Source organism: Streptomyces sp. NPDC006193 (assembly GCF_040613915.1).
In the GTDB taxonomy this organism is placed as follows: domain Bacteria; phylum Actinomycetota; class Actinomycetes; order Streptomycetales; family Streptomycetaceae; genus Streptomyces.
In genome coordinates this window covers 237982-254908 of sequence record NZ_JBEXTB010000002.1, presented here as the reverse complement: position 1 = coordinate 254908, position 16927 = coordinate 237982, and the positions used below count along the sequence as shown (strand labels likewise).

Sequence of the window (16927 nt, the reverse complement as noted above, 5' to 3'; positions counted from 1 at the left end):
CTGGGGCTCACCGGGTGGAGGTCAGGCACCTCCCGGAATCCGTCGGGCGGGCCCCCGGCTCACCCGGCGACTCCGCCACCGCCGGCGACTCCGCCGCCGCCTCCCGCCGCGCCAGCTCCCGCAGCGGCCCGTCCTCGGCGATCAGCCGCGCGTACGGCCCCCGCTGCACCACCCGGCCCGCCGAGAGCACCAACACCTCGTCCACCGCGTCCAGTCCCGCCAGCCGGTGGGTGATCAGCAACGTCGTGCGGCCCTCCGTTGCGGCCAGCAGATCGGCGGTCAGCGCGTCGGCCGTCGGCAGGTCCAGGTGCTCGGCGGGCTCGTCGAGCACCAGGACGGGGAAATCGGCCAGCAGCGCGCGGGCGAGGGCCAGCCGCTGCCGCTGCCCGCCGGACAGCCGCGCCCCGTGCTCGCCGACCAGGGTGTCCAGGCCGTCGGGCAGCGAGTCGGCCCAGTCGAGCAGCCGGGCCCTGGCCAGTGCCGCGCGCAGGTCGTCCTCGGTGGCGTCCTTCCTGGCCAGCAGCAGGTTCTCGCGCACCGAACTGTCGAAGAGATGCGCGTCCTGGGCGCACAGCCCGACGAGCCGACGTACGTCGTCGCCGTCCAGCGCGCAGGCGTCCACACCCGCGAGGGTGTACGAGCCCGCCTCCGGGTCGAGGAACCGCAGCAGCACCTGGGCCAGGGTCGTCTTGCCGGCGCCGGACGCTCCGACCACCGCGACGCGGCGGCCCTGCTCCAGCGTCAGGTCCAGCCCGGCGAGCGCCTTCCGCGGTTGCCCCGCGTACCGCGCGGTCAGCCCCTCGACGACCACCGGGAACGGTGAGACGGGCGCCTGCCGGGGCCGCTCGGGCTCGCGTACGGGCTCGGGGGCGTCCAGCACCTCGTACACGCGCTCGGCGCTGCGCCGCACCCGCTGCCGGTACCGCACCGCGAGCGGCAGCCCCAGCACGGCCTCGAACGCGGCCAGCGGGGTCAGCACCACCACGGCCATCGCCACACCCCCGAGCCGGCCGGCCGCCACCGCCTGGGCGCCGAGCAGCGCGGTGGCCGTGACGGTCAGCCCGGAGACCAGTGCGGTGAGCCCGTCGCCGAGCCCGGTGACGGCGGCGGCGCGCGCGGCGATCCGGGTGAGTGCCGTGTCGGCCCGCCGGGCCGCGTCCTTACGGGCGGGCACGGCACCGGCGACGGTCAGCTCTGCGGTGCCGGTCAGGAGGTCGGTCACGCGGGTCGCCAGCACCCCTCGGGCGGGCGCCAGCCGCCGCTCGGTCCGCCGGGCCGTGTTCGCGGTCACCAGGGGCACGCCGACGCCGGCCGCCAGCAGGCCCGCGGCGAGGGCGGCTCCGGCCTCGGGCAGCAGCCAGGCCGTGAAGGCGACGGAGGCGGTGGAGACGGCGAGGGCGACTCCGGCGGGCAGCAGCCAGCGCAGCCAGTAGTCCTGGAACGCGTCCACGTCCGCGACGAGCCGGGTGAGCAGATCGCCCCGGCGGGCGGTGCGCAGTCCGGCGGGGGCGAGGCGCTCCAGGCGCCCGTACACCGCGACCCGGGTCTCGGCCAGCATCCGCAGGACGGCGTCGTGCGACACCAGCCGCTCGGCGTACCGGAAGACGGCCCGCCCGATCCCGAAGGCCCGCGTGGCGGTCACGGCAAGCATCAGGTACAGCACCGGCGGCTGCTGCGAGGCCCGCGAGATGAGCCAGCCGGAGGTCGCCATCAGCCCCACGGCGCTGCCGAGCGCCAGACTCCCCAGCAACAGGGCGAGCCCGAGCCGCCCACGCCGGGCCGCCCCCGTCCCCCGCACCCTGCCGAGCACGCCCTTCGGCCGCACCTCCCCGTGCACCGACCCCACGGGCACCGGCCGCACGGGCACCGGCCGCACGGGCCCGGCGCCACCGGGTGCGCCTTCCGGCCCACCGAGTCGGGCGGCGGGTGGCCGCGGGCGGGGGTCCAGGGTGCTGAGCCGCCCGGCCGGCTCCACACCGGACCCTCGCTCCGAGGGCTCCGCTTCCCCCAGCCGCACCACCCTCCCGGCCACCCCCAGCAGCGCCGGCCGATGCACGACCAGCAACACGGTGCGGCCCTCCGCGAGCCTCCGCACCGCCTCGACGACCTCCCCCTCCGTCACCCCGTCCAGCGCGGCCGTCGGCTCGTCCAGCAGCACCACAGGCCGGTCCGCGAGGAACGCCCGGGCCAACGCGAGCCGCTGCCGCTGCCCCGCCGACAGCCCCGCGCCGTCCTCCCCCAGCACGGTGTCGATCCCCCGGGGCAGCGCCTCCACGAACTCCCACGCCCCGGCATCGCGCAGCGCACGCAGCACGGCATCGTCGTCCGCGCCCGGCCGGGCCAGCCGTACGTTCTCCGCGACCGTCCCCGCGTACAGGTGCGGCCGCTGCGGCACCCACGCGATCCGCGACCGCCACTCCTCCAGATCGAGTCCGGCGAGATCGGCTCCTCCGATCCGCACCCGCCCCTCCGTCGGCCGGACGAAGCCCAGCAGCACGCTCAGCAGGGTGGACTTGCCCACCCCGCTCGGCCCGACCAGGGCGACGGTCTCACCGGGTTCTACGGTGAAGGACACCCCGGTCACCGCATCGGCCGACCGCCCGGGGTAGCGCACGGTGACGTCTTCGAAGGCGACCGCGCCGTCCGGCACCGCAGCGGTGCCGGACGCAGGCACCTGCGTCTCCAGCACGCCGAAGATCTCCTCCGCGGCGGCAAGCCCCTCCGCCGCCGCGTGGTACTGCGCTCCCACCTGCCGCAGCGGCAGATACGCCTCGGGCGCCAGCACCAGGATCACCAGACCGGTGTACAACTCCATGTCGCCGTGGACGAGCCGCATCCCGATCGTCACGGCGACCAGCGCCACGGACAGTGTGGCGAGCAGTTCCAGCGCGAGCGACGACAGGAAGGCGATCCGCAGGGTCCGCACGGTGGCCTGCCGGTACTCCCCGGTGATGCGCCGGATGGACGCGGCCTGCGCCTTGGCGCGGCCGAACACCTTCAGCGTCGGCAGTCCCGCCACCACGTCCAGGAAGTGGCCGGACAGCCGGGACAGCGACCGCCACTGACGGTCCATCCGGGACTGGGTGGCCCATCCGATCAGCGTCATGAACAGCGGAATGAGCGGCAGGGTGCCCAGGATGATCGCCGCCGACACCCAGTCCTCGGTGACGATCCGCACGAGCACCGCCACCGGTACGACCACCGCGAGCCCCAACTGCGGCAGATAGCGCGAGAAGTAGTCGTCCAGAGCGTCGACCCCGCGCGTGGCCAGGGTGACGAGCGAGCCGGTCCGCTGCCCGCTCAGCCACCCGGGCCCCAGCGCCGCCGCCCGGTCGAGCAGTCGCCCCCGCAGTTCCGACTTCACCGCCGCGCTCGCGCGGTGGGCCGCGAGTTCCGTGAGCCACGCGACCGCCGACCGCCCCACGGCCACGCCGGCCAGCAACAGCAGGGCCGTGCGCAGCTCACCGGCCGACCGCCCGTGCTGGAACGCGCCGACGACTATCTCGGCGATCAGCATCGCCTGGGCGATGACCAGCCCGGCCCCCACGGCGCCCAGTCCGATCACCGCCGCGAGGAAGATCCGAGTGGCGCGGGCGTACCGCAGGAGGCGTGGGTCGATTGGTTTCACGTGAAACGTGCCCTTCGGTCCAGAGGGTGTGTTTCACGTGAAACACACCCTCGGCGGACTCAGTGCGCGGCGCCTGCGGCCGCGTCGGAAGCGAGGTGCTGCGTGCCGATCCGCTTGCGGAACACCCAGTAGGTCCAGCTCTGGTAGAGCAGGACGAGCGGCGTGGCGATCGCCGCACACCACGTCATGATCCTCAGCGTGTACGGGCTCGACGAGGCATTGGTCACCGTCAGGCTCCAGTCCCGGTCGAGCGTCGACGGCATGACGTTCGGGAACAGCGACAGGAAGAGCATCGCCACGGCGGCCACGATGGTGACTCCGGAGAGCGCGAACGCCCATCCCTCGCGCCCCAGCTGGTTGGCCGCCAGTGCCGCCGCCAGAGCGGCCACCGCCACGATCAGGGCCACCAGGCTCCAGCCGTCACCGTGGTCGGCCTGTGTCCACAGCAGGAAGGCGAGCGCCACCACCGCCGTGACCAGACCCGCCCAGCGGGCCAGCCTCCGGGCCCGCACCCGGATCTCCCCGACGGTCTTGAGCGCGGTGAACACCGCTCCGTGGAAGGTGAACAGCGTCAGCGTCACCAGGCCGCCGAGCAGCGCGTAGGGGTTCAGCAGGTCCCCGACACCGCCGACGTACTCGAAGTTCCGGTCGATCCGCACGCCCCGGACGATGTTCGCGAAGGCCACGCCCCACAGGAACGCCGGAATCAGCGAGGTCCAGAAGATCGCCGTCTCCCAGTTCCGCTGCCAGTTCTCCTCCGGCCGCTTGGCCCGGTACTCGAACGCGACGCCCCGGACGATCAGGCAGACCAGGATGAGGAGCAGGGGCAGGTAGAAGCCGGAGAAGAGGGTGGCGTACCACTCCGGGAACGCGGCGAAGGTCGCTCCGCCCGCGGTGAGCAGCCAGACCTCGTTCCCGTCCCACACCGGGCCGATGGTGTTGATCAGCACCCGGCGTTCGGGACGGTCACGGGCGAGCAGCCTGGTCAGGATGCCGACCCCGAAGTCGAAACCCTCGAGGAAGAAGTAGCCGGTCCACAGGACGGCGATGAGGACGAACCAGACGTCGTGAAGTTCCATGACTGTTCCCTCGGCCTAGTAGGAGAAGGCCATCGGCTTGTCGGCGTCACGGAGGTCGCCGCCGATCTTCGTGGGCGGGTTGAGGTCGGCTTCGGTCAGCTCGGGCGGGCCGGCCTTGACGTACTTCGTGAGCAGCTTGACCTCGACGACGGCGAGGATGGCGTACAGCGCGGTGAAGACGGTCATCGAGGTGAGGACCTCGCCCTGCGAGACACCGGGGGAGACCGCGTCCCGCGTCTGCAGGACGCCGTAGACGACCCACGGCTGGCGGCCCATCTCGGTGAAGATCCAGCCCCAGGAGTTGGCGATCAGCGGGAAGGCCAGGGTCCACACCGCGATGCGCCAGTACCAGACGGTGAGCTGCGGACCGAGGGCCTTGTTCCTGAACAGCACCAGGTGCGGCACCTCGTCCTCGCCGGCCCTCAGGTGCTGCGGCAGCAGGAACTTCCTGCGAGTCAGCCAGAGCCCGGCGAGCCCGATGGCGAAGGACGCCATCCCGAAGCCGATCATCCAGCGGAAGCCCCAGAACGTGACGGGGATGTTGGGCCGGTAGTCGCCGGGCCCGAACTTCTGCTGCTCGGCCTTGTCGACATCGTTGATGCCGGGGACGTACGAGCTGAAGTCGTCGTTGGCGAGGAAGGACAGCAGACCGGGGACCTCGATGGCGACGCTGTTGTGGCCCTTGTCCACGTCGCCGTAAGCGAAGATCGAGAAGGGTGCCGGCTTCTGGCCGTCCCACAGCGCCTCGGCGGCGGCCATCTTCATCGGCTGCTGCCGGAACATGACCTTGCCGAGCACGTCGCCGCTGACCGCGGTGAGCAGTCCGGCGATGACCACGGTGACCAGGCCGAGCCGGAGTGAGGTCTTCATCTCCCGGATGTGCTTCCTGCGGGCGAGGTGGTAGGCAGAGATGCCCACCATGAAGGCGCCACCGGTCAGGAAGGCCGCGGACAGGGTGTGGAAGGCCTGGCTGAGGGCGGTGTTCTGGGTCAGCACGGCCCAGAAGTCGGTCAGCTCGGCCCGTCCCTTCGCCTCGTCGATCCTGTAGCCGACCGGGTGCTGCATCCAGGAGTTGGCGGCGAGGATGAAGTACGCCGACAGCACCGTGCCGATCGAGACCATCCAGATGCAGGCCAGATGGATCTTCTGGGGCAGCTTGTCCCAGCCGAATATCCACAGACCGATGAAGGTGGACTCGAAGAAGAACGCGATCAGCGCCTCGAAGGCGAGCGGAGCCCCAAAGATGTCACCGACGAACCGGGAGTAGTCCGACCAGTTCATGCCGAACTGGAACTCCTGCACGATGCCGGTGACCACGCCCATCGCGATGTTGATCAGGAAGAGCTTGCCCCAGAACTTGGTCGCTCTGAGGTACTTCTCCTTCTCCGTGCGGACCCAGGCCGTCTGCAGGCCGGCCGTGAGGGCGGCCAAGGAGATCGTCAGGGGGACGAACAGGAAGTGGTAGACGGTCGTGATGCCGAACTGCCAGCGCGCCAGTGTCTCCGGCGCCAAAGCCAATTCCACGTCGTCAGCTCCTTACTTCGCCGCGGTAACGGCATCTTTCCGCCCCGTTCGTCCCGTACATGACGGGAGCAACCGGGACACGCTTGTGAAAGCGTTCACATTCACAAGCCATTATGGCGCACTGTTTTTCGGACGTCGAAGGGGGGTCCCCCTCGTCGGCCGACGAGCGTGTGCCGTGCGCCACAGACGGCCGCTGTTTCACGTGAAACGGAGACACGTCGACAGGTGACGGACACGTGCCGACGGAGGGCGGAGGGGTGGTGGGGCCTGGGCGCAGCGGCGCAGCCCTTCCCCGGACGGGCGGCGGCCCGCTCGCCCCGTGCCGAACACACGAGGCGGCGGCCTCCCCCGTATGAGTCCGGAGGAGGCCGCCGCCCCACGCCGCGCCAGGTGGTCCGGCGACGGTGACCTATATCTCCTTGCGGAACGCCTCCGCCACCTTCAGGAAGATGTCGTTCGCCTCGGCCTCTCCGATCGTCACCCGCACGCCCTCGCCCGGGAAGGGCCGGATGACCACACCGTGCTCCTCACAGGCCTGTGCGAACGGGACCGTACGCTCCCCCAGCCGCAGCCACACGAAGTTGGCCTGCGTCTCCGGCACCGTCCAGCCCTGGGTGCGCAGCGCGTCGACCACGCGCGTGCGCTCGCACACCAGCGAACCGACCCGGCCCAGCAGCTCGTCCTCGGCTCGCAGCGAGGCGATCGCCGCCTCCTGCGCGAGCTGGCTCACGCCGAACGGCACCGCCGTCTTGCGCAGCGCGGCCGCCACCGGCTCATGCGCGATCGCGAAACCGACGCGCAGCCCCGCGAGTCCGTAGGCCTTGGAGAACGTCCGCAGGACACAGACGTTGGGCCGCTCCCGGTAGAGCTCCACCCCGTCGGGCACCTCGGGGTCGCGGATGAACTCCCGGTAGGCCTCGTCCAGCACCACCAGGACATCGTTGGGAACGCGGTCGAGGAACCGTTCCAGCTCGGCCCGCCGCACCACCGTGCCGGTCGGGTTGTTCGGGTTGCAGACGAAGATCAGGCGCGTCCGGTCGGTGATCGCGTCCGCCATCGCGTCCAGGTCGTGCACATCACCCGGCGTGAGCGGCACCTGCACCGACCTGGCCCCGCTGATCTGCGTGATGATCGGGTACGCCTCGAAGGACCGCCAGGCGTAGATCACCTCGTCGCCCGGCCCGCTGGTGGACTGCACCAGCTGCTGGGCCACGCCCACCGAACCGGTGCCGGTGGCCAGATGGGTGAGCGGGACGCCGAAGCGGTCCGACAGCTCGCTCACCAGACCGGTGCAGGCCAGGTCCGGGTAGCGGTTGAAGGTGCAGGCCGCCGCGGTCACGCTCTCCAGCACGCCGGGCAGCGGCGGGTACGGGTTCTCGTTGGAGGACAGCTTGTAGGCGACCGGTCCGCCGGCCGCGGCCGGCTTGCCCGGCTTGTAGGTGGGGATACCCTCCAGCTCGGCGCGCAGCTTGGGGCTCGTCTCGCTCACCGCAGTCCTCCTCGCGACCACCGGCGGACCGTCGACACCGCCGGCATCCAATACTGCTCACCTTAAGAGGATTCGCCGCCGCTGCGTACAGTGCGGGACGACCCCGTGGGCATCACGGGCATCACCGCCCGAAGGCGTACGTTCCGGGGGGGCGCGCTGTACATATATCTATGCGCCGGTAGCTCGCGCCGTGGCGCGCGTCCCCCGTGCAGGTGAGTTGAGACCTCTTCGAGACATCCGGCCCTCGGCAGGTCCATGCGCGTCAACGAGTAACGTACTGCCTGTAAAACACTCAACTACCTTTCTTTCCATGGACGTTGACCGCGTCTGGCCATGCAGAAACGTGCCTGTCAGCGCGTGCATATGCGTCCGCACTACCCCACCACATGAGCCCTACTATCGGCTCGCCATGACAGCAGCAGGGAAGCACCAGGTGAGCCGCGCGGAAACCTCACGTCGAGGCAGCAGGCCGGGCCGGGCGGGCATCAGAGACGTCGCCGCCGCCGCCGGGGTCTCCATCACGACCGTCTCGGACGCCCTCAACGGCAAGGGGCGGCTCCCGGACGCCACCCGGCGCCATGTCCGCGAGGTCGCCGACCGGCTGGGCTACCGCCCCTCGGCCGCCGCCCGGACCCTCCGTACCGGCAAGTCGGGACTGATCGGCCTGACCGTGACCACCTACGGGGATGAACCTTTCACCTTCACCGAGTTCGCCTACTTCGCCGAGATGGCCCGGGCCGCCACCTCGGCCGCGCTCGCCCGCGGCTACGCCCTGGTGATCCTGCCCGCGACCTCCCGCCACGACGTCTGGTCCAACGTCGCCCTGGACGGCACGATCGTCATCGATCCCTCCGACCAGGACCCGGTGGTCCGGGAACTGACCCGGCAGGGCCTGCCCGTCGTCTCCGACGGCCGCCCGGCCGGCGCGCTGCCCGTGACCGCCTGGGTCGACAACGACCACGAGGCCGCCGTACTGGACATCCTCGACCACCTCGCCGCCGCCGGCGCCCGCCGGATCGGCCTGCTCACGGGCACGTCGACGGACACGTACACCCATCTGTCGACCTCGGCCTACCTGCGCTGGTGCGAGCGCGTCGGCCAGGAGCCGGTGTACGAGGCCTACCCGGCGCACGACCCCTGCGCGGGCACCGTCGCCGCCGACCGGCTGCTCGCCCGCCCCGACCGGCCCGACGCCGTCTACGGCCTGTTCGACCCCAACGGCACCGACCTGCTCGCCGCCGCCCGCCGTTACGGGCTCCGCGTCCCCGACGACCTGCTGCTCGTGTGCTGCAGCGAGTCGACGGTGTACGCCAGCACCGAGCCGCCCATCACCACGCTCTCCCTGAAACCCCGCCGCATCGGCACGGCGGTCGTCCAGCTGCTGATCGACGCCATCGAGGGCGTCCAGGCCGAGCAGCCGGTCGAGCAGGTGATACCGACGGAACTGATCGTGCGCACCTCGTCCCAGCGACGCCCGCCGCGCACGACGGTCAGCCCGCCCCGGACGCCGGGCCGGGCATAGGGCCCGGCGGCAGCGCGGGCGCCCGAGGGGCCGGGGCGTACGGGCACCCGGCCGGGACGGACACCGCGTGTCCGTCCCGGCACACCCGCCGGCCGGTGGGTGCGGAGCGACCGGCGCGGGCCGAGACCGTCCGGTCGGTCCGCCCGTGACCGGCGAAAGACCTGCCCAAACGGGGCGAAAGCCGCGAGGAACCGGAGTCTTGTTCCGATTCACCACCCCTGGGTCATCACACGGCGCGACGTGCATTCCTATGATGGGCCCACGACACCGCGGACCGTGCGACCAGGCAGTCCGAAGCGGTGCAGATGCGGCGCGATGGTGGAGGGGTCTGATGACTCAGGGGGCCGGTCAGGGACCCGAGGTGGAGCGGACGGCGACACTGCGCGACTTCCGGGTGCCCGCGTACGTCCACGAGACCGGCCCGTACGTACGCAGCATCCACCCGGGCAACGCCGTGCCGCCCGCCGACGAGGCGTACCCGGAGGGCTACACCCCCACCCAGCGCGACCTGCCCGTCATCAACCGCGGCGACACCCTGCAGGTCCCCGTCGAGCCGGTCCCGGCCGCCCCGGCACCGCAGCCCGCCACCGGCCCCGGGCCGCTCTACGTCGTCGGGGACGTCCACGGTTACCTCGACGAACTGGTGGCCGCCCTGCAGGAGCAGGGCCTGATCGACGCCTCGGGCCAGTGGTGCGCCGGCACCGCCCGGCTGTGGTTCCTCGGCGACTTCACCGACCGCGGCCCGGACGGCATCGGCGTCATCGACCTGGTGATGCGGCTGTCCGCGGAGGCCGCCGCGGCGGGCGGCTACTGCAAGGCCCTCATGGGCAACCACGAGCTCCTCCTCCTGGGCGCCAAGCGGTTCGGCGACACTCCCGTCAACTCCGGCGCGGGCACCGCCACCTTCCAGGCGGCCTGGCTGCTCAACGGCGGCCAGAAGACCGACATGGACCGCCTCCAGGACCACCACCTCCAGTGGATGGCCCGCCTCGACGCCGTCGAAGAGGTCGACGGCTATCTGCTGATCCACTCCGACACCACCGCCTACCTGGACTACGGCGACTCGATCGAGGCGGTCAACGACACCGTCCGCGAGGCCCTGACCCGCAACGACGCCGACGAGGTCTGGGACCTGTTCCGCAAGTTCACCAAGCGCTTCTCCTTCCGGGACGAGGGCGGCGCCGACGCCGTGCGCTCCCTTCTCGATACGTACGGCGGCACCCGGGTCGTTCACGGACACAGCCCGATTCCCTACCTCCTCGGCGAGGTCGGTTCCGAGGACGGCGAGGAGGGCACCGGCCCGGTCGTCGAGGGGCCGCACGTCTACGCCGACGGACTCGCCATCGCCATGGACGGCGGAGTGACCATGGCCGGGAAACTGCTGGTCCAGCAACTTCCCCTGGACACCTGACCGTTCCCCGGGCAGGCGCGCGCCCGGCGGTGAACACGCAGGCCGCACCGCGATTTCCGGCAATCCCCTGTCACCGTTCGCCGTCACGGCTCTACCATCGGCTTGTCCGTAGCAGGCTCCCCTCCGTTTCTGCCCGACGGCTCGCCGGCGTGCGAGCACCAGCCCTACGGAGCACCGGGGGAGGCACATGAACAGCGTTCCGCAGCATCTGCACGACGAGGACCGCCGGGAATTCGAGCGGCTCCTCGACGAGGTGCTGCGCTCCGCACCCCGCCGGCCGGAACTGGCCGGTGTCGGAGAGCGGCTCAGCCCTGAACAACTGCGCACCATGGCGCTCGACGCCGGTGCCCTGATCACGGCGGCCGCGGCGGCCGAGTACCGGCACTACGCCGCACTCCGCGAAGAACTGCGGCAGCCCGCCCCGTCCACCGCACCGCCCGGCACTCCCGATGCCGCGGAGCCCGGTCCGGCCGCCGCGGACCTCGCCACCCCCCTCGGCGAGACCGCCGAGAACACCGGCGCGGGTGCCCTGGCGGTCGTCGCCGTCCTGGCTCCCCTCCTGTCCGCAGCCGCTGCCGTGCTGTTCCTGCTCGTCGGTTACCTGCTCAGGGTGCTGGACCCCGGGCAGGCCTTCGCCCGGACCATGCTCACCACCGGCTGGGTGTTCGGCGGCCTGACCGCGGTGGCGATCCTCGTCGCCGCCGTCGGACTGCTGCTCACCGCGCTGCGCAACGGCACCCCGTCCGGCGCACAGGCAGGCGGCACGGCGCACGAGGAGCTGTCCAGGGCCAGGGAGGCCTGGCGCCAGGCCCTGCTCGAACGCGGCATCCTGCCGTTCCTGCGGGACGCGCTCGCCGATCCCGGCACGGCCGGCGTACGCCACCCGGCCCCACCCGCCCCGACCGGCCGCATGCCGCGCCTGGGATACGACCGTCCCGGCTTCAGCAGCCCCGACGACGGAAGCGCGTCCGGCCGCCCGAGCTTCACCAGCCCCGACTACACCAGCCCGGACTTCGGCGGCCCGGAGCACCGGCCCGAGTAGCCCCGCCCCCGCTCCGCCCCGCGCCCGCGCGCCGCGTGGGCCCGCCGCACCAGCCGGCCGTCTTGGGACCGGCCGGCGCGACGGCCTCACCGTGCGCGTCTCAGTCGGCGATCGGCAGATACACCCGGTTGCCGGCGGCCGCGAACTCCTTCGACTTCCGGGCCATGCCCTCCTCGATCTCGTCCCTGCTGCCGCCGTGTTCGCGCCTGATGTCCTGCGAGATCCTCATGCTGCAGAACTTCGGCCCGCACATGGAGCAGAAGTGCGCCGTCTTGGCGGGCTCGGCCGGCAGCGTCTCGTCATGGAACTCCCGTGCCGTGTCCGGATCAAGAGCCAGATTGAACTGGTCCTCCCAGCGGAACTCGAAGCGGGCGTCCGACAGCGCGTCGTCCCACTCCTGTGCGCCCGGGTGCCCCTTGGCGAGGTCGGCCGCGTGCGCCGCGATCTTGTAGGTGATGACGCCGGTCTTGACGTCATCCCGGTTGGGCAGGCCCAGGTGCTCCTTGGGCGTGACGTAGCAGAGCATCGCCGTGCCCCACCAGGCGATCATCGCGGCGCCGATGCCGGAGGTGATGTGGTCGTACGCCGGCGCGATGTCCGTGGTCAGCGGGCCGAGCGTATAGAACGGAGCTTCGTCGCAGATCTCCTGCTGAAGGTCGATGTTCTCCTTGATCTTGTGCATCGGGACGTGACCGGGGCCCTCGATCATCGTCTGCACGTCGAACCGCCTGGCGATGCGGTTGAGCTCCCCGAGCGTCCGCAACTCGGCGAACTGCGCCTCGTCGTTGGCGTCGGCGATCGAACCCGGCCTGAGACCGTCGCCCAGCGAGTACGTGACGTCGTAGGCGGCGAAGATCTCGCACAACTCCTCGAAGTGCTCGTACAGGAACGATTCCTTGTGGTGGGCCAGACACCAGGCGGCCATGATCGACCCGCCGCGCGAGACGATGCCGGTCTTGCGGTTGGCGGTGAGCGGGACGTACGGCAGCCGGACGCCCGCGTGGACGGTCATGTAGTCCACGCCCTGCTCGGCCTGTTCGATGACGGTGTCCTTGTAGATCTCCCAGGTCAGTTCCTCGGCCTTGCCGTCGACCTTCTCCAGGGCCTGGTAGAGCGGCACGGTGCCGATGGGAACGGGGGAGTTGCGCAGGACCCACTCGCGGGTGGTGTGGATGTTGCGGCCGGTGGAGAGGTCCATGACCGTGTCGGCGCCCCAGCGGGTCGCCCAGGTCATCTTCTCGACCTCCTCCTCGATGGAGGACGTCACCGCGGAGTTGCCGATGTTGGCGTTCACCTTCACCAGGAACCGCTTACCGATGATCATCGGCTCGATCTCCGGGTGATTGACGTTGGCCGGCAGCACGGCCCGGCCCGCCGCGATCTCCTCGCGGACCACCTCGGGAGAGACGTTCTCCCGGATGGCCACGAACTCCATCTCCGGTGTGATCTCGCCCCGGCGGGCGTACGCGAGCTGGGTGACCGCCTGGCCGTCCCGGCCTCGCCGCGGCTGGCGCGGGCGGCCGGGGAAGACCGCGTCGAGGTTGCGCAGCCCGCCACGCGGCGCGGTGTGCTTGATCCCGTCGTCCTCGGGGCGGACGGGACGGCCCGCGTACTCCTCGGTGTCGCCGCGAGCGATGATCCAGTTCTCCCGCAGGGGCGGCAGGCCCCTGCGGACGTCCGTGTCGGCGAGTGGATCGGTGTACGGGCCCGATGTGTCGTACAGCGTCACCGACTGCCCGTTGGTGAGGTGCACCTGACGGACCGGCACCCGCAGATCGGGGCGCGAGCCCTCGATGTACGCCTTGTGCCAGCCGATGGACTTCCCGGCCTCCGGGGACTTCTCGTCCTGAACGGAGGCAGGCGTGCGTGCGTCCTTGTTGGTCATGAGACCTACTCCCTACGCCGGCATTACCCGGTAACAGGTTCGGCGGTCGACGCAGCGGTTTCCGTCGGCCGACGTCTCTGGTGGAACCTTGCTGGTTCCACGTGAAACATCGCGTCTACGGAGGTCAGCGCCCTCTCAGCCCGGTGCTCCGAGCTCCCGCGTGTGCAAAGGTGCCTCCACGCTAGCGTCATGTGTGGCGCGGTGAACAGTGGGCCCCCACGCTTCTTGCGATGATCGGGCGGTGACCAGGATGGAGCAGTACCCCTATCAGCCGCCCGAGCCGCGCCGCCAGGACAGCCCGGAGGACGGCAGCGGACACGGCCACGGAGTCCGTGAAGGCGGCTCCCACGGTCACTCGCACAGCCACAGCCACGGTCCCGCCGCGCCCGTCTCCAAGCACCTGCGGACCGTCATCGCGGCGATTCTCGTGCCCTTCACCGCGGCGGTCCTGGTCGGCCTCGCGGTGCTCTGGCCCGGAGGAGCCCCGCCCCATACGCGCACCGGCGTCGGCTTCGACCGGCAGACCCAGCAGGCCACGGTCACCCGGGTCGTCGAGGTCGGCTGTGCGTCGGGGGACGCCTCCGGCGCCGCCCCGGCCGGCGACACCTCCGCAGCCGGAGGCGTCCCGGCGAAGCGCAAGGCCGGCACATCCTGCAAGAAGGCGACCGTCCGGATCGACACCGGCAAGGACAAGGGCCGTACGTTCACCGAGATCGTGCGGCCGGACCAGTCACGGCAACTGCACCAGGGCGAGGAGGTCGTGGTCGCCTACGAGCCGTCCGCGCCGAAGGATCTGCAGTACTCGGTGACCGATGTGAACCGGCAGTTCCCGATGGCCCTGCTCGCGGGCATCTTCGCCGTCGCCGTCGTCGTGGTGGGCCGGATGCGCGGTGTCATGGCGCTGGTCGCTCTGGCCGTCAGCTTCCTGGTGCTGACCCTGTTCATCCTGCCCGCCATCCTGCAGGGCTCCAATCCGCTGGTCGTGGCCGTGGTCGGATCGAGCGCCATCATGCTGATCGCCCTGTACATGTGCCATGGCCTGTCAGCCCGTACGTCGGTGGCGGTGCTCGGCACCCTGATCTCCCTCTCGCTGATCGGTGTGCTCGGCTCCCTGTTCATCGGCTGGGCCGCGCTGACCGGCAACACGGACGACAACACCGGTCTGATCCACGGGCTGTATCCGTCGATCGACATGAGCGGTCTGTTGCTGGCCGGCGTCATCATCGGTTCGCTCGGCGTGCTGGACGACGTGACGGTGACGCAGACCTCGGCGGTCTGGGAGCTGCACGAGGCCAACCCGTCGATGGGCTGGCGCGGTCTGTATCGGGCGGGCATCCGCATCGGCCGTGACCACATCGCCTCCGTGGTCAACACCCTGGTGCTGGCCTACGCCGGAGCCGCGCTGCCGCTGCTGCTGCTGTTCTCGATCGCGCAGAGCAGCGTGGGGGCGGTGGCCAACAGCGAACTGGTGGCCGAGGAGATCGTGCGCACCCTGGTGGGCTCGATCGGCTTGGTCGCCTCGGTGCCGGTCACCACCGCGCTCGCCGCGCTGGTCGTCTCCGCCGACCGGCCCGGCCCGGCTGGCCCGGCACCGGGCGCGGGGCAGCCCGCACCTGCGCGCGGCGGCCGGGGCCGGCGCCGGAAGCGGTGAATCCGGCGGCCGGTCGGCGGCGGCGCCCGACCGGCCCCCCCCTCCTCAGCAGAAGCGTTCCTGCACCACCCGGTGCGGCAGGGCAGCACCCCGGCGCCGTTGGCTCGTATCACTCAGCCGGCGCTCTGCTCCTCGGCCAGGATGCGGTCCAGCGCCTCATCGAGATGCGCGTCGAAGTCGGCCAGCGCACCCTCCTGGCCGAGCGGCACGAGCTTGTCCGTCCGGTCGAGGAAGGCCACCAGCGGCGGCGCCGACGAGCGGAACAGGGCCTGGTCGCCGCCCACCTGAAGCCGGATCAGCACCTCGCCCAGCGTCTCGGAGCCGGCGGGGGCGATGTGCACATCGCCCTCCCCGCACGGACGGCCGACTCCGTCGATCAGCAGCTCACGCCCGAACGCCCAGGTTACCGGGGCGTCCCCGGGCAGATGAAAGGTGAGCCGCACGGCGTAGGGATCACTGGCCTCGTAGCGCAACTCCACCGGAATGCGGAAGGAGAGCTCCTCCGACACGAGAAAGCTCATCATGACTTCTGCCTGTACGGACTCGCGCATCGCCTATCCCGTCATATGACATCGACTGGCCGGGATTCGTCCATCCGACCGTGGTCCAAATCTTGCTGAACGTACACGGCAGATCACAAGGAGTAAGTTTTCACATACTGATAGAGAGGGCCAGTGAGCCGAGATTCCGTCCGATCTCCGTCTGCAGCCGCTCGACCGCGGGCAGCAGCCGGTCGGCCCGCTGGGCCGGCAGGGAGATGGCCATGGTGGCCGCTGTGGTGCCGACCGTGATCGGAACCGCCGCACAGACGGTTCCGAGCGCGTACTCCTGGCGCTCCACCACCGCTTCCATGCGCCGCAGCCGGGCCAGCCGGCGCAGCAGTGCGTCGTTGTCCCGCACGGTGTACCGCGTGAGGGGCTGCACAGGACAGCGGGCGAGGTGGTCGCGCCGGGCCTCCTCGTCCAGCTGGGAGAGCAGGCACTGACCGATGGCGTGCGCGTGACCGGTCTCGCGGAAGTCGGCCCACTCCTCGACCGCGGGCGCCTCACGCGAGTCGGAGACGCACATGACCTCGATCTCACCCTCGCGGTACATCGCGTAGTACACCGGCACACCGATGGAATCCCGCCAGCACGCGAGCGTGTCCGCCACCGTGCTGCGACGTTTCTGCCGTGCCCCGCTGCTGGTGAGCCGCGCCACCGCGTCACCGAGGAAGAACAAGCCTTTCTCACGGCACAGATAGCCCTCGTGCACCAGGGTGCGCAGCAGGTGATACGTCGTCGGCAGCGCGATACCGGCCTCACGGGCGAGTTGCTTGGCGGTGGCGCCGTGTGCGTGCCCGGCGACGGTCTCCAGCAGGCGCATGGCGCGCTGGACGGATCCGATGAGCGTCGCGGGGGCCGGGGTCGCCCGGGCGCCGGCCCCCCGGGGTTGACCGGGGACGGCCGGAACGGGAGGCCGCGGCACGGGGGCCGGGCCGGAGGGCGGCGGGGCGGGAAGGGTGTGGGGTTCTGCCGGTGCGGTGTCAACCGTGGCCAAGGGTCACTCCGAAGCGAGGGGGCAGCCCGTGCGGAGGAGGAGCACGGAGGGGTGTCTGCGCCGTCCACGGGGCCGGAGCCCGCGGTGAGTTCTGGACTCTAACCGTCCGTCACCGCGCGCAGACGGCTCCCGGGGAAACTTCCCTCCTCCGAGGGAA

The 16927-nt window shown here is 71.2% G+C and carries 11 protein-coding genes and 1 riboswitch; of the genes, 4 read left to right on the top strand and 7 right to left on the bottom strand.

Translation table 11 applies throughout. From position 1 onward, the window contains the following. Positions 1-7 precede the first annotated feature (7 nt). The 4 genes from cydD to hisC form a co-directional block, all read right to left on the bottom strand. Positions 8-3628 carry a thiol reductant ABC exporter subunit CydD gene (gene cydD / locus ABZ261_RS03045; protein WP_356854812.1) on the bottom strand — a complete coding sequence of 1207 codons (3621 nt, stop codon included), beginning with the start codon at positions 3626-3628 and terminating at the stop codon, positions 8-10. A 59-nt stretch (positions 3629-3687) separates the two neighbouring features. After that, the gene (gene cydB / locus ABZ261_RS03040) at positions 3688-4707 is read right to left on the bottom strand and encodes a cytochrome d ubiquinol oxidase subunit II (protein WP_356854811.1); all 1020 of its coding nucleotides are present in this window, start codon (positions 4705-4707) and stop codon (positions 3688-3690) included. A gap of 15 nt (positions 4708-4722) precedes the next feature. After that, on the bottom strand, positions 4723-6231 hold the full coding sequence (locus ABZ261_RS03035; RefSeq protein ID WP_356854810.1) for a cytochrome ubiquinol oxidase subunit I: 1509 nt from the start codon (positions 6229-6231) through the stop codon (positions 4723-4725). A gap of 409 nt (positions 6232-6640) precedes the next feature. After that, a complete protein-coding gene (gene hisC, locus ABZ261_RS03030; RefSeq protein ID WP_356854809.1) occupies positions 6641-7720 on the bottom strand; it encodes a histidinol-phosphate transaminase in 1080 nt (359 codons plus the stop codon). A 409-nt stretch (positions 7721-8129) separates the two neighbouring features. Between hisC and ABZ261_RS03025 the strand changes: the two genes are divergently transcribed. The 3 genes from ABZ261_RS03025 to ABZ261_RS03015 all read left to right on the top strand — a co-directional run bounded on the left by ABZ261_RS03025 (position 8130) and on the right by ABZ261_RS03015 (position 11695). Then, positions 8130-9242: a LacI family DNA-binding transcriptional regulator gene (locus ABZ261_RS03025; protein WP_356854808.1), complete on the top strand. Its 1113-nt coding sequence runs from the start codon at positions 8130-8132 to the stop codon at positions 9240-9242. Between the two features lie 331 nt (positions 9243-9573). After that, positions 9574-10653 (top strand): metallophosphoesterase, encoded by a 1080-nt coding sequence (locus tag ABZ261_RS03020; protein ID WP_356854807.1) that lies wholly within the window; start codon positions 9574-9576, stop codon positions 10651-10653. Positions 10654-10840: 187 nt separating this feature from the next. Next, positions 10841-11695 (top strand): hypothetical protein, encoded by an 855-nt coding sequence (locus ABZ261_RS03015; RefSeq protein ID WP_356854806.1) that lies wholly within the window; start codon positions 10841-10843, stop codon positions 11693-11695. Positions 11696-11795: 100 nt separating this feature from the next. On the opposite strand, the gene thiC is transcribed toward ABZ261_RS03015, so the two are convergent. After that, positions 11796-13580, bottom strand: coding sequence for a phosphomethylpyrimidine synthase ThiC (thiC, locus tag ABZ261_RS03010; RefSeq protein ID WP_356854805.1), 1785 nt, complete (start codon positions 13578-13580; stop codon positions 11796-11798). Continuing rightward, a riboswitch (TPP riboswitch) is annotated at positions 13573-13750 on the bottom strand. Its footprint overlaps the gene before it by 8 nt. A 71-nt stretch (positions 13751-13821) precedes the next feature. Here thiC and ABZ261_RS03005 point away from each other — a divergent pair. Beyond that, positions 13822-15231 carry a YibE/F family protein gene (locus ABZ261_RS03005; RefSeq protein WP_356854804.1) on the top strand — a complete coding sequence of 470 codons (1410 nt, stop codon included), beginning with the start codon at positions 13822-13824 and terminating at the stop codon, positions 15229-15231. 113 nt (positions 15232-15344) lie between these two features. Here ABZ261_RS03005 and ABZ261_RS03000 read toward each other — a convergent pair whose 3' ends face one another. Together ABZ261_RS03000 and ABZ261_RS02995 are read right to left on the bottom strand one after the other, a co-directional pair. Then, complete coding sequence (locus ABZ261_RS03000) at positions 15345-15782, bottom strand: SsgA family sporulation/cell division regulator (protein ID WP_356854803.1); 438 nt, start codon at positions 15780-15782, stop codon at positions 15345-15347. Positions 15783-15882: 100 nt separating this feature from the next. After that, on the bottom strand, positions 15883-16617 hold the full coding sequence (locus tag ABZ261_RS02995; RefSeq protein WP_356854949.1) for an IclR family transcriptional regulator C-terminal domain-containing protein: 735 nt from the start codon (positions 16615-16617) through the stop codon (positions 15883-15885). Positions 16618-16927: the final 310 nt, after the last annotated feature.